This window comes from Agarivorans sp. DSG3-1 (assembly GCF_046774965.1).
Lineage (GTDB): Bacteria > Pseudomonadota > Gammaproteobacteria > Enterobacterales > Celerinatantimonadaceae > Agarivorans.
Genome location: NZ_CP177241.1, coordinates 1,380,147 through 1,397,340 on the forward strand (window position 1 = coordinate 1,380,147; position 17,194 = coordinate 1,397,340).

Sequence of the window (17,194 nt, forward strand, 5' to 3'; positions counted from 1 at the left end):
GGCTTACTGCTCAAGCGCCACAATGGCACTCATGCCTACCCGCAACTGCTCAATTTGCTGTAACGGTCTTGCTTCAATCTCAAAGGTTCGCAAATCAAAACCCGTACGGCTGTCGGTGGCTCGCCACGTGGCAAAGTCTCCCATTACCGCTACGTGAGACACTTCAAATTTAAATTCTTGGTTGTCTAACGCGGGTAACTTCGCTACAAATTGCTCGCCAGTTTGAAACTGGCTGAGTTGGTCTTCTCGCACATGCAGTACTAACCAAGCGTCTTGCATATCTATAATCGATACCACTGGGAATCCGGTAGGAGCCAGTTCACCGGTCTGTAATAGCAACTGGCTCACTTCGCCGGAATGCCAGCTTTTTACCAAGGTATCGCTAGAAAAGGCTTCTACCTCTGCAACCACTCCAGCGGCTGCGCGTGCTTGCTCTAACGCTGCGCGTTTGGTTTCGTCACGGGCGCCTTCTTTCGCCAATTGGTACATTTGTGAGGCGGCGTTCTCGGTATAACGAGAGGCTTGCCATTGGGTATAGGCTTCATCACGCTTTTGCTCAGACACTACGCCGTCTTCAAATAGGTTATCTACTCGCTGGTAGGTTTTTTCTGCCAATTTAGAGGCTGCTAGTGCCTTTTGCCATTGATCTTTAGCGGCTGATATTTCTTGGCTGCGTGCGCCGTTTTCGGCTTGCTCTGCGATGGCTGACGCAGCTTCTTGTCCGGCTTTTGCTTGTTCCAATTTTGCGTCTAATTCTGGACTAGTAATAGAAAATATCAGCTGACCCGGTTCAACTTGGTCGCCTTTCCTTACCAATACTTGATCAATACGGCCGGCCACTTTAGAGGAAATATTGTATTGCTGCGCCTCGATTTGGCCCTGCAAAATCTGCGGTTTAGGTTGATAGGCTTGCCAAAATGAGTATGCCACCCAAGCAATAATAGCCAGAAGCGGAACAATGGGTAAAACAGCTGAAAGCTTGCGCATAATAAGTAAACCCTAGTTAAATCGGTAATATTGTGAAAACTGCGCCATTTCACCACTGAGTGCAGTGAGCTTTGCTAAGGCGATAACATGGTGATAAGCAGCCGACTGGCGCTGCGTTTTTACGCTAGCCTGGTACATCTCGGCGTCGACTACATCTAGCGAAGTAGCCAAACCTTGGCTAAAGGCTTTTAAGCGGATCCGTAAGTTTTCTTTCGACAGTGCCAAAGTAGATTCCAAGCCTTGATATTCTTCTAAAGCTTGCTCCGCTTCGCGGTAGGTTTTCTCCACTAACAAGCCTAAATCACGTTCGGCTTGAGCCCGAATATAGCCAATTTGCACTAAGGTACTGTTGGCAGCTAGCACTTTGCCCGAGCGTCCAGAGTTATCAATAATCGGTACCGATACACCAACTCCTACCATCCAGTCGGGCGCGTATTTAGCGGCTAAGCTATCACCTTTATAAATATCGTAGTTACCAAACATATAAACCTCTGGCATATAACTGCCTTTGGCAATGGTGACCATTTTCTTGGCTTGTTCTGATTTACTGTCGAGAATGGCCAAACCCGGATAACTATTAAGCGTATGGCTCATAAAGCTTTCTAATTCGGGGATCTGTTCTTCGGTGAATAAGCTTGTGCTGGGTTGCACTGCATGCTGGCTATGCACTAACTCATTTAAGGCCAGTTGGGCTATTTCGTAGTTGCGTAGCGCTTTTTTGGTATCGACTTTCGCTTTATCAAATGAAGCGTCGGCTTGCAGCCGCTCAACATAAGCAATTTGCCCTTGCTGCTCTAGTTTTAATGCGTTTCGCTGGTGTTTCTTTAGGCCGTCTTCTACATCTTTGTAGGTTTCTGCTACTTGGGCGGCTAACACTACACCAAAGTACACTTTAGCTAAGTCTTCAAACTTGGCTTGTTGTTGCATGGCCAGCACTTTGCCTGCTTCAATATTTTGCTCGCGAGCAATATCAATTGCTGCCCCACGGCGACCACCGGTATATAAAGGCCAAATGGCGCGAATAGAGCTAGTAGTTATATCTTGTTCAGTGAAGTTTGTTACCGTGGGTAAGTTTAATAAAGGCGCTAGAATTTGCCCTAATGCTGGGTCTAGCCCGCTTAAATCTAAAGACGCGAGTGGTTCTAAGTCTTTTAGATCAAGAGAGACCGGTTTTTCTAAACGGGTATAGTTACCGGTTAAGTCCACCTTGGGAAAATACAAATCTTTGGCGGCATCACGCATTGCCTCGGAACGAGCTACGTTGGCTTTATTCGCGGCGAGGCTTTCGTTCTTTTCTAGTACTTCTAGCCATGCTTGTTCAAAGCTCATTGCGAAACTAGTGCTGCTCACTAGCGCACAGAATAATCCGACTAAACCTACCGAAAAGAGTTTAGGGCTCTTAAATCGAGTAATCACTAAGTATCATCCTTAACAATATAGAGCAATTACTCTATTGGGTTCGCTGTTGCGATTCAAGTTATTTAGCTAAGCATTTTCTGTTAAAGCATAGCAGGTAACTTAAAACCACGAGTAACTCATAAATGGTGGCTTAAGTAATTGAAATATTGACGATAGCATCGAGTTTTTCTGCATCGCTAGGTGCCTGCCATAACTAACTTGGGAAGCGTTCCCCAAATTGATGTAAAACTTAGTGATTAGGCCTGTTATTCATTTTGGCTAAGCGAATATATTCAATCATTTATAGCCTTTATAACTGTATAAAGAGGTGATGCCATAAGCATTGAATTTGCCACTATCAAATAGGTACTAAGTGGCCTGATTGCTTTCGCTTCTACTTACCTTCGCCTTTATTAATTGATCACTGATTTGCATCATAGTTTGTTTTTTAACAATGGGTTAGCGTGTTTTTTAGCTGGTGTTAGTCATACCAGTTTGAATTTATATGACTCATTGAAAAGGATTATGATGGAATACTTTATTAGCGCGTTGAAGAAATATGCCGAATTTTCAGGGCGAGCTCGCAGAAAAGAATATTGGATGTTTAGCCTGATTTACATGGTAATTAGCATCATCTTAAGTGTTATTGATGCTGCTATTGGCATGCAGTTATTGTCACTTATCTTCTCACTAGGAATGTTGATTCCTTGCATCAGCATTGCCGCAAGACGTTTACATGACACGGGGCGTAGTGGTTGGTGGCAGCTAATTGCTTTAATACCGATTATCGGCCTTATTGTGTTGATTGTGTTCTTGGCCTCAGATAGCCACGACGACAATAACTACGGCGCAAACCCTAAGGGTAATGGCGCATTCGCTTAATTGGCGATCTGGTTGGGTTAGTAAATTGGCCCAACCAATTCTAGCTGGGTTAAATACACCCGCGTATCAAATTCTAATTGATGATAATCAGGCAGCATATGCTGACAGAGTTGGTAAAATGCTTTGTCATGCTCTTTTTCTTTTAGATGCGCCAATTCATGTACCACAATCATCTTCAAAAACGGTTCTGGCACCTTTTGAAACAGGCTGCTAACTCGGATCTCATTTTTACTTTTTAGTTTGCTGCCTTGAACACGTGAAACATAACTATGTAAACCCAAGGCGTGTTTCACGACGTGAATTTTCTTGTCGTAAATAACTTTGCTTAATGGGGCTGATTTTCGCATATAGCGGTTTTTTAGTTCAGTAGCATATTCCCTTAGCGCCTGGTCGTTATGAATGTTGTGGATGGTGGGGTATTTAGCTAACAAAAAGTCACCCAATTTTTGCTGCTCAATCAAGTTTTGTATTTGCGAATGTAGCGTGTCGGGATAGCCGCCGAGATATTTAAGCGTGTTCATGAGTCATTAAAAGTCGATGTTTAGCCTAGTGTAACTGGCTGAACATCGACCGAGCAAGCTACCGCGCGGTTAGCGGTTATTTTCTATTGAGCAAGGCTACCGCAGCCACCACTAGGGCAATACCTATTAGCTGAAAGATGTTTACCTGCTCGTCTAAAATCCACACTGCCATGAGTAGCGTAAATACCGGCCCAGCGCTGCCGGAGATAGAGGTACGCTGGGCGCCAATACGGTGAATTGCTTCGCTAAATAAAAAGGACGGTATCACCGTAGAGAATATCGCCATATTTAGTGCGTACCAATATACTTGAGATGGATAAGCACTTAGGGAAATACTGCTACTTTGCAGGAAATAATGGACAAAAATGGCCAAACTTGCCGCTATCATTGCAATACACGTAAATGCTTGGCTGCCTATTTTACTGACTATGGCTTTACTAAATACCAGGTACACGGCAAAGCTAAGCGCACTCGCCACCACTAAACTAGTGCCTAGAGCCACGTTGTTGTTTAACTGGGTTGCGCTTGCTTCATGCCACATCATTAACGCCACACCCACCCAGCTTAGCGGTAGTGCGATAACAAATATCGCTTGTGGTTTTTGCCGATAGACCAACCAAGCCAATAAAATAGTGAAGCTAGGATAAGCGTACAATACCACCCGCTCCAAAGGGGCTGATATATACTGCAAACCGCTTAAATCCAAAAAGCTGGCAAGGTAATAACCCGCAATACCTACAATAGATGCTCTTAGGGCAAAACCGGCAATCGGTTTATTGGTAAAGCGCCCCTGTTTCCACCAAAAACCTGCTAGCGCCAAGTAAATGGGTAAGCTAAACGCCATACGCAAAGTCATTAAGCTCACTGGATCGATATCGTGTTGATAGGCAAGCTTGATCCAAATTGCTTTGAGGGAGAACAGCGCGGTAGCAACCAGCGCTAGTACTAGGCCAATAGTGTTGGCAGAAAAGCGACTGGCGATTTGACGGTATATCGGTTTGTGATTATTCATGTCCTTACGAGCCTTATTATGGATAAAAAAGTAGGCTACGAAGGGCAAAGGGGCTGGCTGCGCTTCGCAGCCAGTGAAAATGTATAACTAATCTTCACCACTGCTTGTAGTAAGCAGCAGCCACAGTTTAACCGCAGTAGTGTTCGCATTTAATGAGAGCAAACTGCTGAACTGGGCGGTGATGAAAACTTGGGTCATGTCATTTCCTAATTGATGAACTTTTAGCCTACGGCAATAGTAAAAAGGCTGCAAGTGAAGCTTAACGTTTAAAAAGCACCACGACAAAGTGGTGCTTGATACATTTTGGTTAGTGATTGCTTATGAAGCAACGGCGCATAAAGCTATCAACTCTTGGGTAGTTTAGACACTTTCCATTGTTTCTTTATTTGCATAAACAAAGGCTGAATTAGCAAAAATAGTACTGATAGCAGCAATACGTAGATACTTTGTTGGCCCAGCGCAAGCAGTAGCAAACAGCATAAGGCAGCGCCAATGACAGCCAGTATTCTAAATACGCCCTTAAGCAATACGGCACCAGCGATCATGCTTAACAGGTATACCACAATGAAATTGCCATTGGCGTAGCGAATCAGCTCATCTAAAGGCAGTTTAAATAACCACGCTACAACGCAGCTAACAACACAGGCACTAACAATAGTAATTAGTGCTCGGGTGGGGACTTTTTTTGTCGATAAATGTGCCAGTTGCTGGGGTAAGTGACCTTCGTCAGCCATGCTCCAAAGCAGCCTAGCAAAACCTTGAATATAAATGTTCATGCTAGCAAAGCAGGCTAAATAGCCAACTATGGCGGCTAGCCACTTTGCATGAGGGCCAAACAGCAAAGCCACTACATGCGGCAGTGACTGAGTATTAGCATGCTGAGTTCCGTAAGCACCAAACTTTAGAACCACTACCGACGCTGCCCAATACACGGCGCCAGCTACAAAAACGCCAAGCAATAAAGCGATGGGGAAGTCACGCTCAGGGCGGCGAAATTCTTCTCCCATGTGAGCGAAAGCTTCAATGCCAACAAAACACCAAAACATCACCGCCAGCGCAGGCACAATATTGGGGCTGCCTAGGTCACTGGGCAATTGGTAATCGCTGCTCACTATATCGGCTTGCCACCATAATGCCGCCACTAAAGTAACAATGGCCAAGGCGATAATGGCTTGCACATTGCCCGACAGTTTAGCGCCACCCAAACCCAGCAACAGCATACATAGCAAGGTAAAGAGTTGAATACCCAGAGACATGATTGGGCTTAGCTCGAATACCGCCTGCCAAAACCCCGTGGCCATCACTAACGCGGCCGGTAAACCTACTGGCAGTACCGACAGAAACAAAAAGGCAGTGAGTTTTTCGGCGCGCGGCCCCAAGGCTTTTCCCACAAAGTGAGCGGCACCACCTGCGTGTGGATAGCGCTTGCCTAAGGCGGCAAAGGTAAAGGCGATAGGCAGTACCAAAGCGATGAGAATGGCCCAGGCTAATAGTGAACTGCGCTCAGCAATGCTGGCGGCAATGGCGGGCACCACAAATATGCCCGTGCCGAGAAGAGAAGTGGCAAGCAAGGCAACGCCTTGGCTAATGCCTAATTGTTGATGTAAACGACTCATAGGTAACAACTGCTAGAGGGTGGAAAACTCAATCATAGTCCTAAATGTTTTCTTTGAAAGCTGTGAACTTAGCGGAAATTCACGTGAATTAGTCGCCTATTGCCGTTAATTTAACGGTGACAATAAACGGGGGGTAAATTGGTCGACTATTTCGGAATATCTCCCACTAGATTTTAGCGTTTGTAATCCTTGATTAAACTGTTTCAGATATCGTTGATTGTTTGGATATTGCTTAGATAACATCAAACGAAACTTACGTTGTTCGAGCAAGGTTTCTGAATAGCTAATTTGCTGAGCATCGCTGTTACTGAGGTGATAGTTGATATAATTCAGCGCGACATGCTTGGTGAGAGCAACCGCATCTATCCGTTTGTGCAGCAGTCGTTCGAATAGACGCTGATAATCGCCTACTTTTTCTAACACTATAAGCTGGTTTTTGGCGGCTTTCTCAAGCGAGGGATAGACAGAAAACATGGTTCCACCAATAGTGACTCCTTTTAAATCTTCTATTTTATGCCAGTGAATCGGCCTAGATTTTAAGAAGAATAAAACCTCTTTATCACTAACAATGGGATCGCTAAACCAAAAGTGTTGCTCGCGTTGCGAGGTTTTGACCCATGCAAGGCTGCCGTGCCATTTAGCGTTAGCGGCACCAAATCCGCGACGAGCATACTCATAAGAGCGCTTCCAAGGATAATAACCATAGTAAGTATTGATGTTATTAAGGGCAAAAGCCTCGCTGACAATTTGCGCAGCAATACCTCCTTTGCTTAATTTAGCTGATAAATAAGGAGGCCACTCGCCACTGGTTAAATTGATATTTTCTGCGGCAATTACCGAGTGAGAAACTAGCCAAGCAATACCTGCAAGTAGTCTAAATTTTCTGCGATAACATTTGCTTAACTTATTTATCATTACCTGCTCTGTTTGTTAACGCTCACCTGATTTAACTGTAGTTGAGTGTGTAAACTCAGTGCTCAATATTCACACCAACTACCTATTTTGAGTAGGTATGTGAAAAATAATTTCATCTGTTTACAAAATCACGTTAGGCGAAATACGTGTCTTTTAGTGTGTTTTTATTACTCAAATGTAAGAATATTTCAGAATTTGCAGTATAAATGACCAATATACCTCTTTAGGGTAGTTTAAAGTTGTTATTGATCTACATCATTCTTTTATTTTTGTTACATCCTATTATCCGCGCATTAATCTTATTTTGTCCCTAGGAATTCTATGAGCAAGTTGAAGCTAGTTGTAATTGGCAATGGCATGGTGGGTCACCGTTATTTGGAAGATTTGGTTGATAAAGCTGATCTGAGCCAATTAGACGTAACCGTTTTCTGTGAAGAGCCGCGAGTAGCTTACGACCGCGTTCATTTGTCTTCATACTTTTCTCACCACACCGCTGAAGAATTGTCTTTAGTGAAGCATGGCTTTTACGAGAAACACGGTATTGAGGTGTTGTTAGGCGAGCGCGCTATCAACATTAACCGTGAGCAAAAAGTGGTTTACTCAAGCACTGGTCGTGAAATCAATTACGACAAGCTAGTAATGGCAACAGGCTCTTACCCTTGGGTACCGCCTATTAAGGGCAGCGAAAATAAAGATTGTTTTGTTTACCGCACCATTGAAGATTTAAAAGCCATTGAAGGTAGCGCTAAAAAGAGCAAAAGCGGCGCAGTAGTCGGCGGCGGTTTACTAGGGCTAGAAGCTGCGGGTGCACTTAAAGCACTGGGCGTAGAAACCCACGTGATTGAATTTGCTCCAGTACTGATGGCCGAGCAATTAGACCAGCAAGGCGGCTTATTGCTGCGCAACAAAATTGAGCGCATGGGTGTGCAAGTGCATACCAGCAAAAACACCTTAGAAATCCAAGCGCAAGGCGAGCAAGCTCGTAACACCATGCAGTTTGCCGACGACAGCAAATTAGAAGTCGACTTCATTGTATTTTCTACCGGTATTCGCCCACAAGATAAGTTGGCGCGTCAATCTGAATTAAGCATTGCGCCTCGTGGCGGTATTGCAATTAATGACCAGTGTTTAACGTCAGACGAACACATTTACGCGATTGGCGAATGTGCGTCTTGGAATGAGAGCTTTTTTGGCTTAGTCGCACCTGGTTACAAAATGGCGCAAGTGGCCGTTGATCATTTATTGGGCAATAACAACGCCTTTGAAGGCGCTGACATGAGTGCCAAGCTTAAGTTACTCGGCGTAAAGGTAGGCAGCATTGGCGATGCCAACGGCCGCACACCAAATTGTAAGAGCTTTGTGTACCAAAACGATGAAGAGGGCGTATACAAGCGCTTAATCGTGTCTGAAGACGGCAAAAAACTGCTAGGTGCGGTTTTGGTTGGTGATACCGCTGACTACGGTAACTTATTGCAACTTAAGCTTAACGATATCGACTTACCGGAACATCCTGACACCTTAATTTTACCTGCTCATGCAGGCGCAGAGAAGCCAGCAATGGGTGCAGACTCTTTGCCTGACTCAGCGGTGATTTGTTCTTGTTTTGATGTTACCAAGGGTAAGATCGCTGCAGCAGTGGCTGACGGTCAAACCACTATGGCCGAAATTAAAGCCTCTACCAATGCAGGTACTGGTTGTGGCGGTTGTTTGCCACTGATTGGCCAAGTGCTTAATGCAGAGCTGGCTAAAGCGGGCGTAGAAGTAAACAACCACTTATGTGAGCACTTCGAATATTCACGCCAAGAGTTATTCCACCTGATTCGTATTGAAGGCCTGAAAAGCTTCGACCAAGTGCTCACTAAGCACGGCAAAGGTTATGGTTGTGAAGTATGTAAGCCTGCAGTTGGCTCAATTATGGCTTCTTGCTGGGGCGATCATGTATTAGCACCGCAATTGGTGAGCTTACAAGACACTAACGACAACTTCCTTGGCAACATGCAAAAAGACGGCACTTACTCGGTGATTCCGCGTATGCCGGGCGGCGAAGTAACGCCGAAAGCCCTTGGTGTATTGGCTGAAGTGGCCGAAGAATACAAGCTATACACCAAGGTTACTGGCGCGCAGCGTATTGGTTTATTTGGCGCGCAAAAAGACGACCTTCCTACTATTTGGCGTAAGCTAATAGAAGCGGGTTACGAAACAGGCCAAGCCTACGGTAAAGCGCTGCGCATGGCTAAAACCTGTGTGGGTAGCACCTGGTGTCGCTTTGGTGTGCAAGATAGTGTTGGCCTAGGGGTCATGCTAGAGAATCGCTACAAAGGCATTCGTACCCCGCACAAAATGAAGTTTGGTGTATCGGGCTGTACCCGTGAGTGTGCTGAAGCACAAGGTAAAGACTTAGGCATTATTGCTACCGACGCGGGTTGGAACATGTATGTAGGCGGTAATGGTGGCATGAAACCTCGCCACGGCGACTTATTAGCGGCCGATCTAGATCAAGCTACGCTGCTTAAATATGTCGACCGTTTCATGATGTTTTACATCCGTACTGCCGACAAACTACAACGTACTTCAGTGTGGTTAGAAAACCTAGAAGGCGGCGTAGATTACCTGCGTGAAGTGATCGTTAACGATAAGTTGGGCATTAACCAACAGCTCGAAGCCGACGTGACCAAGTTAATTGAAAACTTTAGTTGTGAATGGACCGATACCATTAACGACGAAGTACAGCTAAAACGCTTTGCTCACTTTATTAACAGTGACCAACGTGACAACAACGTGGTGTTTGTGGACGAGCGTGAACAGCATCGCCCAGCGACGTTCTCAGAAAAAAATCCAGGCGCTAAAGGCGACATTCTACACGTTGAGTTGGAGGCATAATCATGAGCTTTGAAACAGTTTGTAAATTACACGACATCACCCCAGGCACCGGTATTTGCGCATTAGTGAACGGGGCTCAAGTAGCTTTGTTCCGCCCACGTGATGACGAGCAAGTATTTGCGATCAATAACATGGACCCTTTTGCTCAATCTAACGTGTTATCACGCGGATTGATTGTTGAGCATCAAGGTCAACTTTGGGTTGCTAGCCCACTTAAAAAACAACGCTTCAATTTAACCAGCGGTGAATGCCTAGAAAACCCAACAGTATCTGTTGCTAGCTACCCAGTAAAAGTTAGCGCCGGCAAGGTAGCCGTAAGCGCCTAAAGAATTTCGATTTAACTTTAACATTAAGGACTAATATGTCTTACGTAAAACCCGCTGAATTCGTTCAAACCATGATCGATGCCGGTGAAAGCAAAGTGTTTATGTCGACCCGCGATACCATTGTTCGCGGCATTATGGCTGGTGCTATTTTAGCGATTGCGGTAGCAGTAGCGATTACCGCAGCCGTGCAAACTGGTATTCCGCTAGTGGGTGCATTGGTATTCCCAGTGGGTTTTTGTATTTTAAACCTGATGGGTTTTGATTTAATGACCGGTGTATTTGCACTTGCACCATTGCCGTTATTAGAAAAACGTCCTGGTGTGACTAAAGCGGGTGTATTACGTAACTGGGGCTTAGTAGGCTTAGGTAACTTAATTGGTTCTGTGGCAGTGGCGTTTTTGGTGGCCTTAACCTTTACCATGAACTTTAGTGTTGAACCGGGTGCTGTAGGCCAAGCGTTTATCAAAGCTTCTACCGCGCGTACTTTAGGTTTTGCTGAGCACGGCTTAAACGGCTGGATTACGGTGTTTGTTAAAGGCATTTTGTGTAACTGGATGGTGTGTTTAGGCGTGGTTGGTGCAATGACTTCTAAAACCGTTGGCGGCAAAGTATTAGCCATGTGGTTCCCCATCTTCATCTTCTTCGGTTTGGTATTTGAACACGCCGTCGTAAACATGTACCTATTCCCATTAGGCATGATGTTAGGCGCCGAGTTTACTATTGCTGACTGGTTAGGCTGGAACCTTATCCCGGTTATTTTAGGTAACATTGTGGGCGGTTTATTGGTGACAGGTATGAGCATTTATGTGACTCATGGTAAAACCTTGCCACAACGCAATGCCGCTTAAGCATTAAGCAGCGCATTTTGCTGAAGAAATAGAAGCCCCTAGCCTTTGTGCTTAGGGGCTTTTTTGTTTCTAAAGAATATTAACTTACCCACACCAAGGCCAAGGCTAATATAGGCAGCAAGCCACAGAGCTGGTACTCTACGCCATCGGCGTTAGCCCGCTAAACTGTTAGTAATAGATTTTAAAAGGATGCTGCAAATGTCTTTATCTCCCTCTGCCCCAAATGGCGACTTGGGTTTTGTTTCATTGGTGGGAGCTGGTCCGGGTGATCCAGACTTATTAACGGTAAAAGCGGTTAAGCGGATCCGCACCGCAGACGTGATTGTGTATGACCGCTTGGTATCGCAAGAGATCCTCGATTTAGCCTCGCCAACGGCCGAGATGGTGTACGTAGGTAAGCAGCTTGACCACCATTTTGTACCGCAACCCGATATCAATCAAATACTGGTAGACCAAGCCAAGCTAGGTAAACATGTGGTGCGCCTAAAAGGTGGAGACCCGTTTATTTTTGGCCGTGGTGGTGAAGAACTGCAATCGTTAGCCGCAGAAAATCTGCCTTTTGAAGTAGTGCCTGGCATTACTGCTGCGGTAGGGTGTACTGCATATGCTGGCATTCCGCTAACCCATCGCGACCATGCGCAGAGTGTGCAGTTTATTACCGGTCATTTAAAACAACATGGTGAAGATATTGATTGGCCGTCGTTGGCCCATTCAAACCATACCTTGGTGTTTTACATGGGCTTGAAACAGTGCCCACAAATCCAAGCCAATTTGGTGAACAATGGCCTAGACGACGCTACTCCTTGCGCCATTATTGAGCGCGGCGCAACCCCACAACAACGGGTGCTTACCGGCAAATTGGCAGAGCTAGCGATACTGGCCGAGCAAGCCATCAGCCCATCGCTAATTGTGGTAGGCAGCGTTACCGAGTTGCATCAAGAGCTTGCTTGGTTCACGCCCGAGCCATATTAGCCACACCAGCCAACATGTCTGGTTAAGCCAGAATGGGTAGATATAGGGAAGTAATGCTTGGATAAGTTTGATCAAAAAATTGTCGCCATGTTGGTCGACAATGCACGAACACCGGTGAGTCAAATTGCCAGAGAGGTTAATCTGTCTCGCTCGGCCACCGCAGAGCGAATAAGCAATCTAGAGAAACAAGGTGTAATAAGTGGCTACCACGCCCGTTTAGGTCATGCCCAACAAGCCGCACCTATCGCTGCGCATTTAGAGCTACGATATAAAGAACATAATTGTGAAGCTTATGCCGAGATTATGCGAGGTATTCCCGAAGTAAAGCGTTGCCAAGCTATTTCAGGTGACGTAGACATGCTGCTGTATATTGAAGTGGCAAGCATGGCGCGGCTTGAAGAAATCCGTTTGCAATTAGAACAAATGGAGAAAATGGTAATGGTGCGCACTCACATGGTATTACGTGACATGTTTAGCCGCTAAGGACAGTGATGAAGCAAGTGATAGTGGGTTTTGAACTAGACGATGAGCGGCATTGGGTGGCTCGACTAGCTTGTGGGCATTATCAGCATGTACGGCATCAACCGCCTTGGCAAAACCGCCCATGGGTAATGGACTATAAAGGCCGCTCATCAATGATTGGTCAAACGCTTAACTGCGTTAAGTGTACAGAACTGGCTCCTCGCGACTGGAACTAACAATTATTTCAAGTTGATAGATCTTTTTCCCTGCTTCCCTCGTTTTATTTGTATTGTTCCTGTTTGGCGAAAACCCTATGCAAATTGCATCTAGCGTTTATCAACGCTATCTCTTGTTACTTGGATTGTTAGCTGGGCTGGCAGGTTGCTCCAGTGCTGATGTTGCAAGTCATGCGGCCAATCAACCCAAACTAGTCATCGAAGACTTCTTTAGCGGAAAGCTTACTGCTCACGGCATTGTGAAAAACCGCTCAGGGGAATTGATTCGTTACTTTAATGTGGTGATTGATGCCAGTTGGGATGAACAAGGCGTAGGCACCCTAGACGAGCATTTTGTTTTTGACGACGGTGAAAAGCAACAGCGCATTTGGACCTTAGTTCGCCAGTCCGACGGCAGTTTTTTAGCCAGCGCAAATGATGTAAGCCAAGCCGCAACCATGCGTTTGGCCGGTAATGCCTTGTTTATGGACTACGTACTTACGCTTGACTATAAGGGAAGCCCGATGGACGTGGTGGTGGAAGACAAAATGTATCTGGTTAACCCAGCCACTATTGTTAACGAGTCAGTAATGAAAAAGTTCGGTTTTAAAGTAGGCTCCGTTAGTTTAGTGATTCAAAAGCAGGTGCTTGGCTAAAACTGCCGAGTGCACAAAAGTTAACTTAAAAGAGCAACTAACTTGTTAATGCCTACTTAAATGCGCTAGGTATGTAGTAAGCAACATGAATTAAAGAGAGAGTTAAATGAGTAAGGTATCTAATCTTGCACCACTGACCAGCAGTTTTAGTTTAGGCCCAGCGTTAATTACTATTACTAATTTACGTTTGCGTACCTACATAGGTTTTAACCAAGAAGAGTTAAGTAAGCAGCAAGATGTAGTGATTAATGCCGAGATTCGCTATCAAGCCACCAAAGCGTGTGAAGCCGACAGCGAAGATTTGGCGCTTAATTATAAAGTGATTACCAAGGCGATGATTGCCCATGTAGAACAAGGTCATTTTCGCTTGTTAGAGAAACTCTGCGCCGACTTGCTCTCGTTAGCCATGGATGAACCAAGGGTGATTAGCGCCAGCATTACCGTAGACAAACCTCACGCCTTGCGGTTTGCCGATTCAGTATCGGTAACTTTATCAGGCTCGCGTGACAGTGAATAAGCCATTGAATGCGATAACTGTTCCATCGGCTCCGGTGCTTATCACCGGTGGCACTCAGCGTTTAGGCTTGGCCATTGCTGAGAATCTGTTGGATCAGGGTTACTCGGTGTTAGTGACCTATCGTCGCGACAAACCGGCAGTGCTCGCCCTACGAGATAAAGGGGCGGATTGTATTCAGGCTGATTTTGCTGATGAGGCTGGAATTAGCGCGTTTATTGCCTACGTACTGCAGCATTACCAAGCATTGCGTGCAGTGATTCACAATGCCTCACAGTGGCTTAAAAATGGCGCTTTGGATAATGAGCATGAGTTGATGCGAATAATGTGGAGCGTGCATGTTAGCGCCCCTTATCAACTTAATTTGGCTTTTGAAGAGTTACTGAAAAACCAAACCCATAATCAGCTGTCCGATATTATTCATATGACTGATTACGTTGTAGAAAAAGGCAGTAGTAAACACATTGCTTACGCGGCCAGTAAAGCTGGCCTGGCTAATTTAACGCATTCTTTTGCGGCACGGCTTGCACCAAGGGTAAAAGTGAATAGTATTGCGCCTTCGCTGTTGATGTTTAACCAAGGCGACAAACCAGAATACAAAACTAAAGCGCTCGCTAAATCGCTAATGGCTGTTGAGCCAGGTGCGGCTGAAGCGGTAAAAGCGGTTAACTATATAATGAGCAGCCAATACCTCACTGGACGCACTATCGGCTTAGACGGCGGGCGCCATCTGGTCTAGGGTTAGTAGTGTTGTTACGTAAACCGCAGTGGGTGAGAAAAGAAAGACAATCTAAAGGAAGTGATTATGAAAGTAGCGTTAGCTGAAAAACAATTTAGAAAAGACGCTTGCTTGTCACCAGAGGCAATTCAAGTACGCCAAGCATTAATTGATAAAGGTATTGAAACACCTTTGCTGGAAAATCAATTAACCAACGAGCAAAAGTACTTAAAAATTAAGGCCTCTTTGACTGACGTAGTGGCAACCTTAGGCTTGGATTTAAAAGATGATAGCCTAGCTGAAACTCCGCATCGTATTGCCAAGATGTTTGTTGATGAAGTGTTCTCTGGTTTGGATTATTCGCGTTTTCCAAAAATCAGCATCATTGAAAATAAAATGGCGGTAGAAGAGATGGTGAAGATCTCAGATATTGCTTTCACGAGTACTTGTGAACACCATTTTGTCACCATTGATGGTTTAGCCAAAGTGGCTTATATCCCTAAAGACAACATAATCGGGTTATCTAAAATTAACCGTATTGTGCGCTTTTTTGCCCAGCGGCCTCAGGTACAAGAACGGCTAACTCAGCAAATACTGGTTGCTTTGCAAAGCCTACTAGGTACCGATGATGTGGCCATTACTATGGATGCGACCCACTTCTGTGTAAAAGCGCGCGGGGTAATGGATGCCAGTTCAAGCACCCAAACGTCGGCTTACGGTGGGTTGTTTAAGACTAGCAAATCTGTTCGTAGAGAATTTTTAGGTTAAGCATTGATAATAATGCAGGCGCATAGACGAGGCGTATGTGATGCGCTCACTAAGCGTGAGTGCCGTTTAAGCAGTTAACTGCCTGAGTATTATTAGTCAGAATTTTAAAAAAAGCCCGACATGTCGTCGGGCTTTTTATTTATCTGTTACCAGAATTAGCCGGTTTAGGCTTAGCAAACCTAGAACTGGTTTTTGTAGTACCGCCGCCAGCGTGGCGGCGATTTTTACCAACCGGCTTATTACCCCGAGAATTTTCACTCGAACGCTGACCATCGCGATGATCATTGCGGTGTTGCTTAGGCTTCTTCGGCTTTTTCGGTTTAATGGGCTTACCGCTTAAGGTGGTAGGTGGTAAGGCGGTTGATGGCTCAAACCCTTCCATTACCTTACGCTCTAACAGTTTGCCCGTTAAATGTTCTACGCCGCTCAAATCAGCAATTTCATCGGCACACACTAAAGATATTGCTTGGCCTGTTGAGCCAGCGCGACCAGTACGCCCAATACGGTGTACATAATCTTCAGCTACGTTGGGTAGGTCAAAGTTCACGACTTGTGGCAGTTGATCAATATCTAAACCGCGAGCGGCAATGTCGGTAGCCACTAATACTCTTACGTCACCGCTTTTAAAGTCTGCCAATGCGCGAGTTCGTGCGCCTTGGCTTTTATTTCCATGAATGGCTGCCGCGGTAATTTGGCTATGGTCTAAATGCTTAGCCAAGCGATTAGCACCATGTTTGGTTCGGCTAAATACCAGTACTTGTTGCCATTTATTGTCGTGAATCAAGCGAGTTAGTAAGGCCGATTTCTTCGACTTATCTACCGGTACAATCCACTGCTCTACAGTTGGTGCTGCAGCGTTAGGCGGCGTAACTGATACCTCTACAGGATTACTCACAAGGCTCTTGGCTAAGGTGCGAATTTCGTTAGAGAAGGTGGCTGAGAACATCAAGGTTTGGCGTTTTTTAGGCAATAGAGCCAAAATCTTTTTAATGTCGTGAATAAAACCCATGTCTAGCATGCGGTCTGCTTCATCAAAAACAATCACTTCAAGTTGCTGAAAACGAAACGCGTTTTGATTGTACAAATCTAATAAACGACCGGGTGTTGCTACCAATACATCGGCACCGCGACGCAGCTTTTGCATTTGCGGATTAATTTTTACCCCGCCAAATACTACGGTTGAACTTAATGGCAGGTTTTTACCGTAAGTGCTAACACTTTCGCCCACTTGTGCTGCTAGCTCGCGGGTTGGGGTTAATACCAAGGCGCGAACTTGGTTGTTACGTACTTTAGGGCCTTTGCTCAGAAGTTCAAGCAGGGGCAGGGTAAAGCCCGCTGTTTTACCGGTGCCAGTTTGTGCGGCAGCCATAATGTCTTTACCTTCAAGAATCACAGGAATAGCTTTGGCTTGAATTGGCGAAGGTGTGTCGTAACCTTGAGCGGCTACCGCTTCTAAAAGGGGTTTAGATAAACCCAGGGAGTCAAAGCTCATAGAATATTCTCT

General features: G+C 45.3%; 18 protein-coding genes. 11 read left to right on the forward strand and 7 right to left on the reverse strand.

Annotation, left to right across the window (positions count from 1 at the left end; translation table 11 throughout):
* Positions 1–3: 3 nt before the first annotated feature.
* On the reverse strand, positions 4–987 hold the full coding sequence (locus tag ACLD71_RS06480; RefSeq protein ID WP_137672527.1) for an HlyD family secretion protein: 984 nt from the start codon (positions 985–987) through the stop codon (positions 4–6).
* 12 nt (positions 988–999) lie between these two features.
* Positions 1,000–2,403 (reverse strand): TolC family protein, encoded by a 1,404-nt coding sequence (locus ACLD71_RS06485; RefSeq protein WP_411993702.1) that lies wholly within the window; start codon positions 2,401–2,403, stop codon positions 1,000–1,002.
* 510 nt (positions 2,404–2,913) lie between these two features.
* On the opposite strand from ACLD71_RS06485, the gene ACLD71_RS06490 reads away from it, so the two are divergent.
* The gene (locus tag ACLD71_RS06490) at positions 2,914–3,267 is read left to right on the forward strand and encodes a DUF805 domain-containing protein (RefSeq protein WP_137672619.1); all 354 of its coding nucleotides are present in this window, start codon (positions 2,914–2,916) and stop codon (positions 3,265–3,267) included.
* A gap of 17 nt (positions 3,268–3,284) precedes the next feature.
* Here ACLD71_RS06490 and ACLD71_RS06495 read toward each other — a convergent pair whose 3' ends face one another.
* The 4 genes from ACLD71_RS06495 to ACLD71_RS06510 form a co-directional block, all read right to left on the reverse strand.
* Entirely contained in the window at positions 3,285–3,788 is a 504-nt protein-coding gene (locus ACLD71_RS06495) for a M48 family metallopeptidase (protein WP_303514760.1), read from the reverse strand.
* A gap of 76 nt (positions 3,789–3,864) precedes the next feature.
* Complete coding sequence (locus ACLD71_RS06500) at positions 3,865–4,800, reverse strand: DMT family transporter (RefSeq protein ID WP_411993704.1); 936 nt, start codon at positions 4,798–4,800, stop codon at positions 3,865–3,867.
* Between the two features lie 344 nt (positions 4,801–5,144).
* A complete protein-coding gene (gene yjeH, locus ACLD71_RS06505; RefSeq protein ID WP_411993706.1) occupies positions 5,145–6,416 on the reverse strand; it encodes an L-methionine/branched-chain amino acid transporter in 1,272 nt (423 codons plus the stop codon).
* Positions 6,417–6,521: 105 nt separating this feature from the next.
* Entirely contained in the window at positions 6,522–7,331 is an 810-nt protein-coding gene (locus ACLD71_RS06510; protein ID WP_411993708.1) for a substrate-binding periplasmic protein, read from the reverse strand.
* 321 nt (positions 7,332–7,652) lie between these two features.
* Between ACLD71_RS06510 and nirB the strand changes: the two genes are divergently transcribed.
* The 10 genes from nirB to folE all read left to right on the forward strand — a co-directional run bounded on the left by nirB (position 7,653) and on the right by folE (position 15,690).
* Positions 7,653–10,211: a nitrite reductase large subunit NirB gene (gene nirB / locus ACLD71_RS06515; protein ID WP_411993710.1), complete on the forward strand. Its 2,559-nt coding sequence runs from the start codon at positions 7,653–7,655 to the stop codon at positions 10,209–10,211.
* Positions 10,211–10,537 carry a nitrite reductase small subunit NirD gene (gene nirD, locus ACLD71_RS06520; protein ID WP_235836172.1) on the forward strand — a complete coding sequence of 109 codons (327 nt, stop codon included), beginning with the start codon at positions 10,211–10,213 and terminating at the stop codon, positions 10,535–10,537. Before nirB ends, nirD begins: the two co-directional genes overlap by 1 nt.
* A gap of 35 nt (positions 10,538–10,572) precedes the next feature.
* A complete protein-coding gene (locus ACLD71_RS06525) occupies positions 10,573–11,385 on the forward strand; it encodes a formate/nitrite transporter family protein (protein ID WP_137672519.1) in 813 nt (270 codons plus the stop codon).
* A 198-nt stretch (positions 11,386–11,583) separates the two neighbouring features.
* Positions 11,584–12,357 (forward strand): uroporphyrinogen-III C-methyltransferase, encoded by a 774-nt coding sequence (gene cobA / locus ACLD71_RS06530; protein ID WP_137672518.1) that lies wholly within the window; start codon positions 11,584–11,586, stop codon positions 12,355–12,357.
* 57 nt (positions 12,358–12,414) lie between these two features.
* Complete coding sequence (locus ACLD71_RS06535) at positions 12,415–12,840, forward strand: Lrp/AsnC family transcriptional regulator (RefSeq protein WP_137672517.1); 426 nt, start codon at positions 12,415–12,417, stop codon at positions 12,838–12,840.
* 8 nt (positions 12,841–12,848) lie between these two features.
* Positions 12,849–13,055 (forward strand): DUF3565 domain-containing protein, encoded by a 207-nt coding sequence (locus ACLD71_RS06540; RefSeq protein WP_137672516.1) that lies wholly within the window; start codon positions 12,849–12,851, stop codon positions 13,053–13,055.
* Positions 13,056–13,132: 77 nt separating this feature from the next.
* Positions 13,133–13,690 carry a DUF3833 domain-containing protein gene (locus ACLD71_RS06545; RefSeq protein ID WP_137672515.1) on the forward strand — a complete coding sequence of 186 codons (558 nt, stop codon included), beginning with the start codon at positions 13,133–13,135 and terminating at the stop codon, positions 13,688–13,690.
* A gap of 106 nt (positions 13,691–13,796) precedes the next feature.
* Positions 13,797–14,207, forward strand: a complete 411-nt coding sequence (gene folX, locus ACLD71_RS06550) for a dihydroneopterin triphosphate 2'-epimerase (RefSeq protein WP_137672514.1) — start codon at positions 13,797–13,799, stop codon at positions 14,205–14,207.
* Positions 14,200–14,943 carry a dihydromonapterin reductase gene (gene folM / locus ACLD71_RS06555; protein WP_411993713.1) on the forward strand — a complete coding sequence of 248 codons (744 nt, stop codon included), beginning with the start codon at positions 14,200–14,202 and terminating at the stop codon, positions 14,941–14,943. Before folX ends, folM begins: the two co-directional genes overlap by 8 nt.
* A gap of 66 nt (positions 14,944–15,009) precedes the next feature.
* A complete protein-coding gene (gene folE, locus ACLD71_RS06560; RefSeq protein ID WP_137672513.1) occupies positions 15,010–15,690 on the forward strand; it encodes a GTP cyclohydrolase I FolE in 681 nt (226 codons plus the stop codon).
* 139 nt (positions 15,691–15,829) lie between these two features.
* Here the strand turns inward: folE and ACLD71_RS06565 are convergent, their stop codons facing one another.
* Positions 15,830–17,182 carry a DEAD/DEAH box helicase gene (locus ACLD71_RS06565; RefSeq protein WP_137672512.1) on the reverse strand — a complete coding sequence of 451 codons (1,353 nt, stop codon included), beginning with the start codon at positions 17,180–17,182 and terminating at the stop codon, positions 15,830–15,832.
* Between the last annotated feature and the right edge of the window lie 12 nt (positions 17,183–17,194).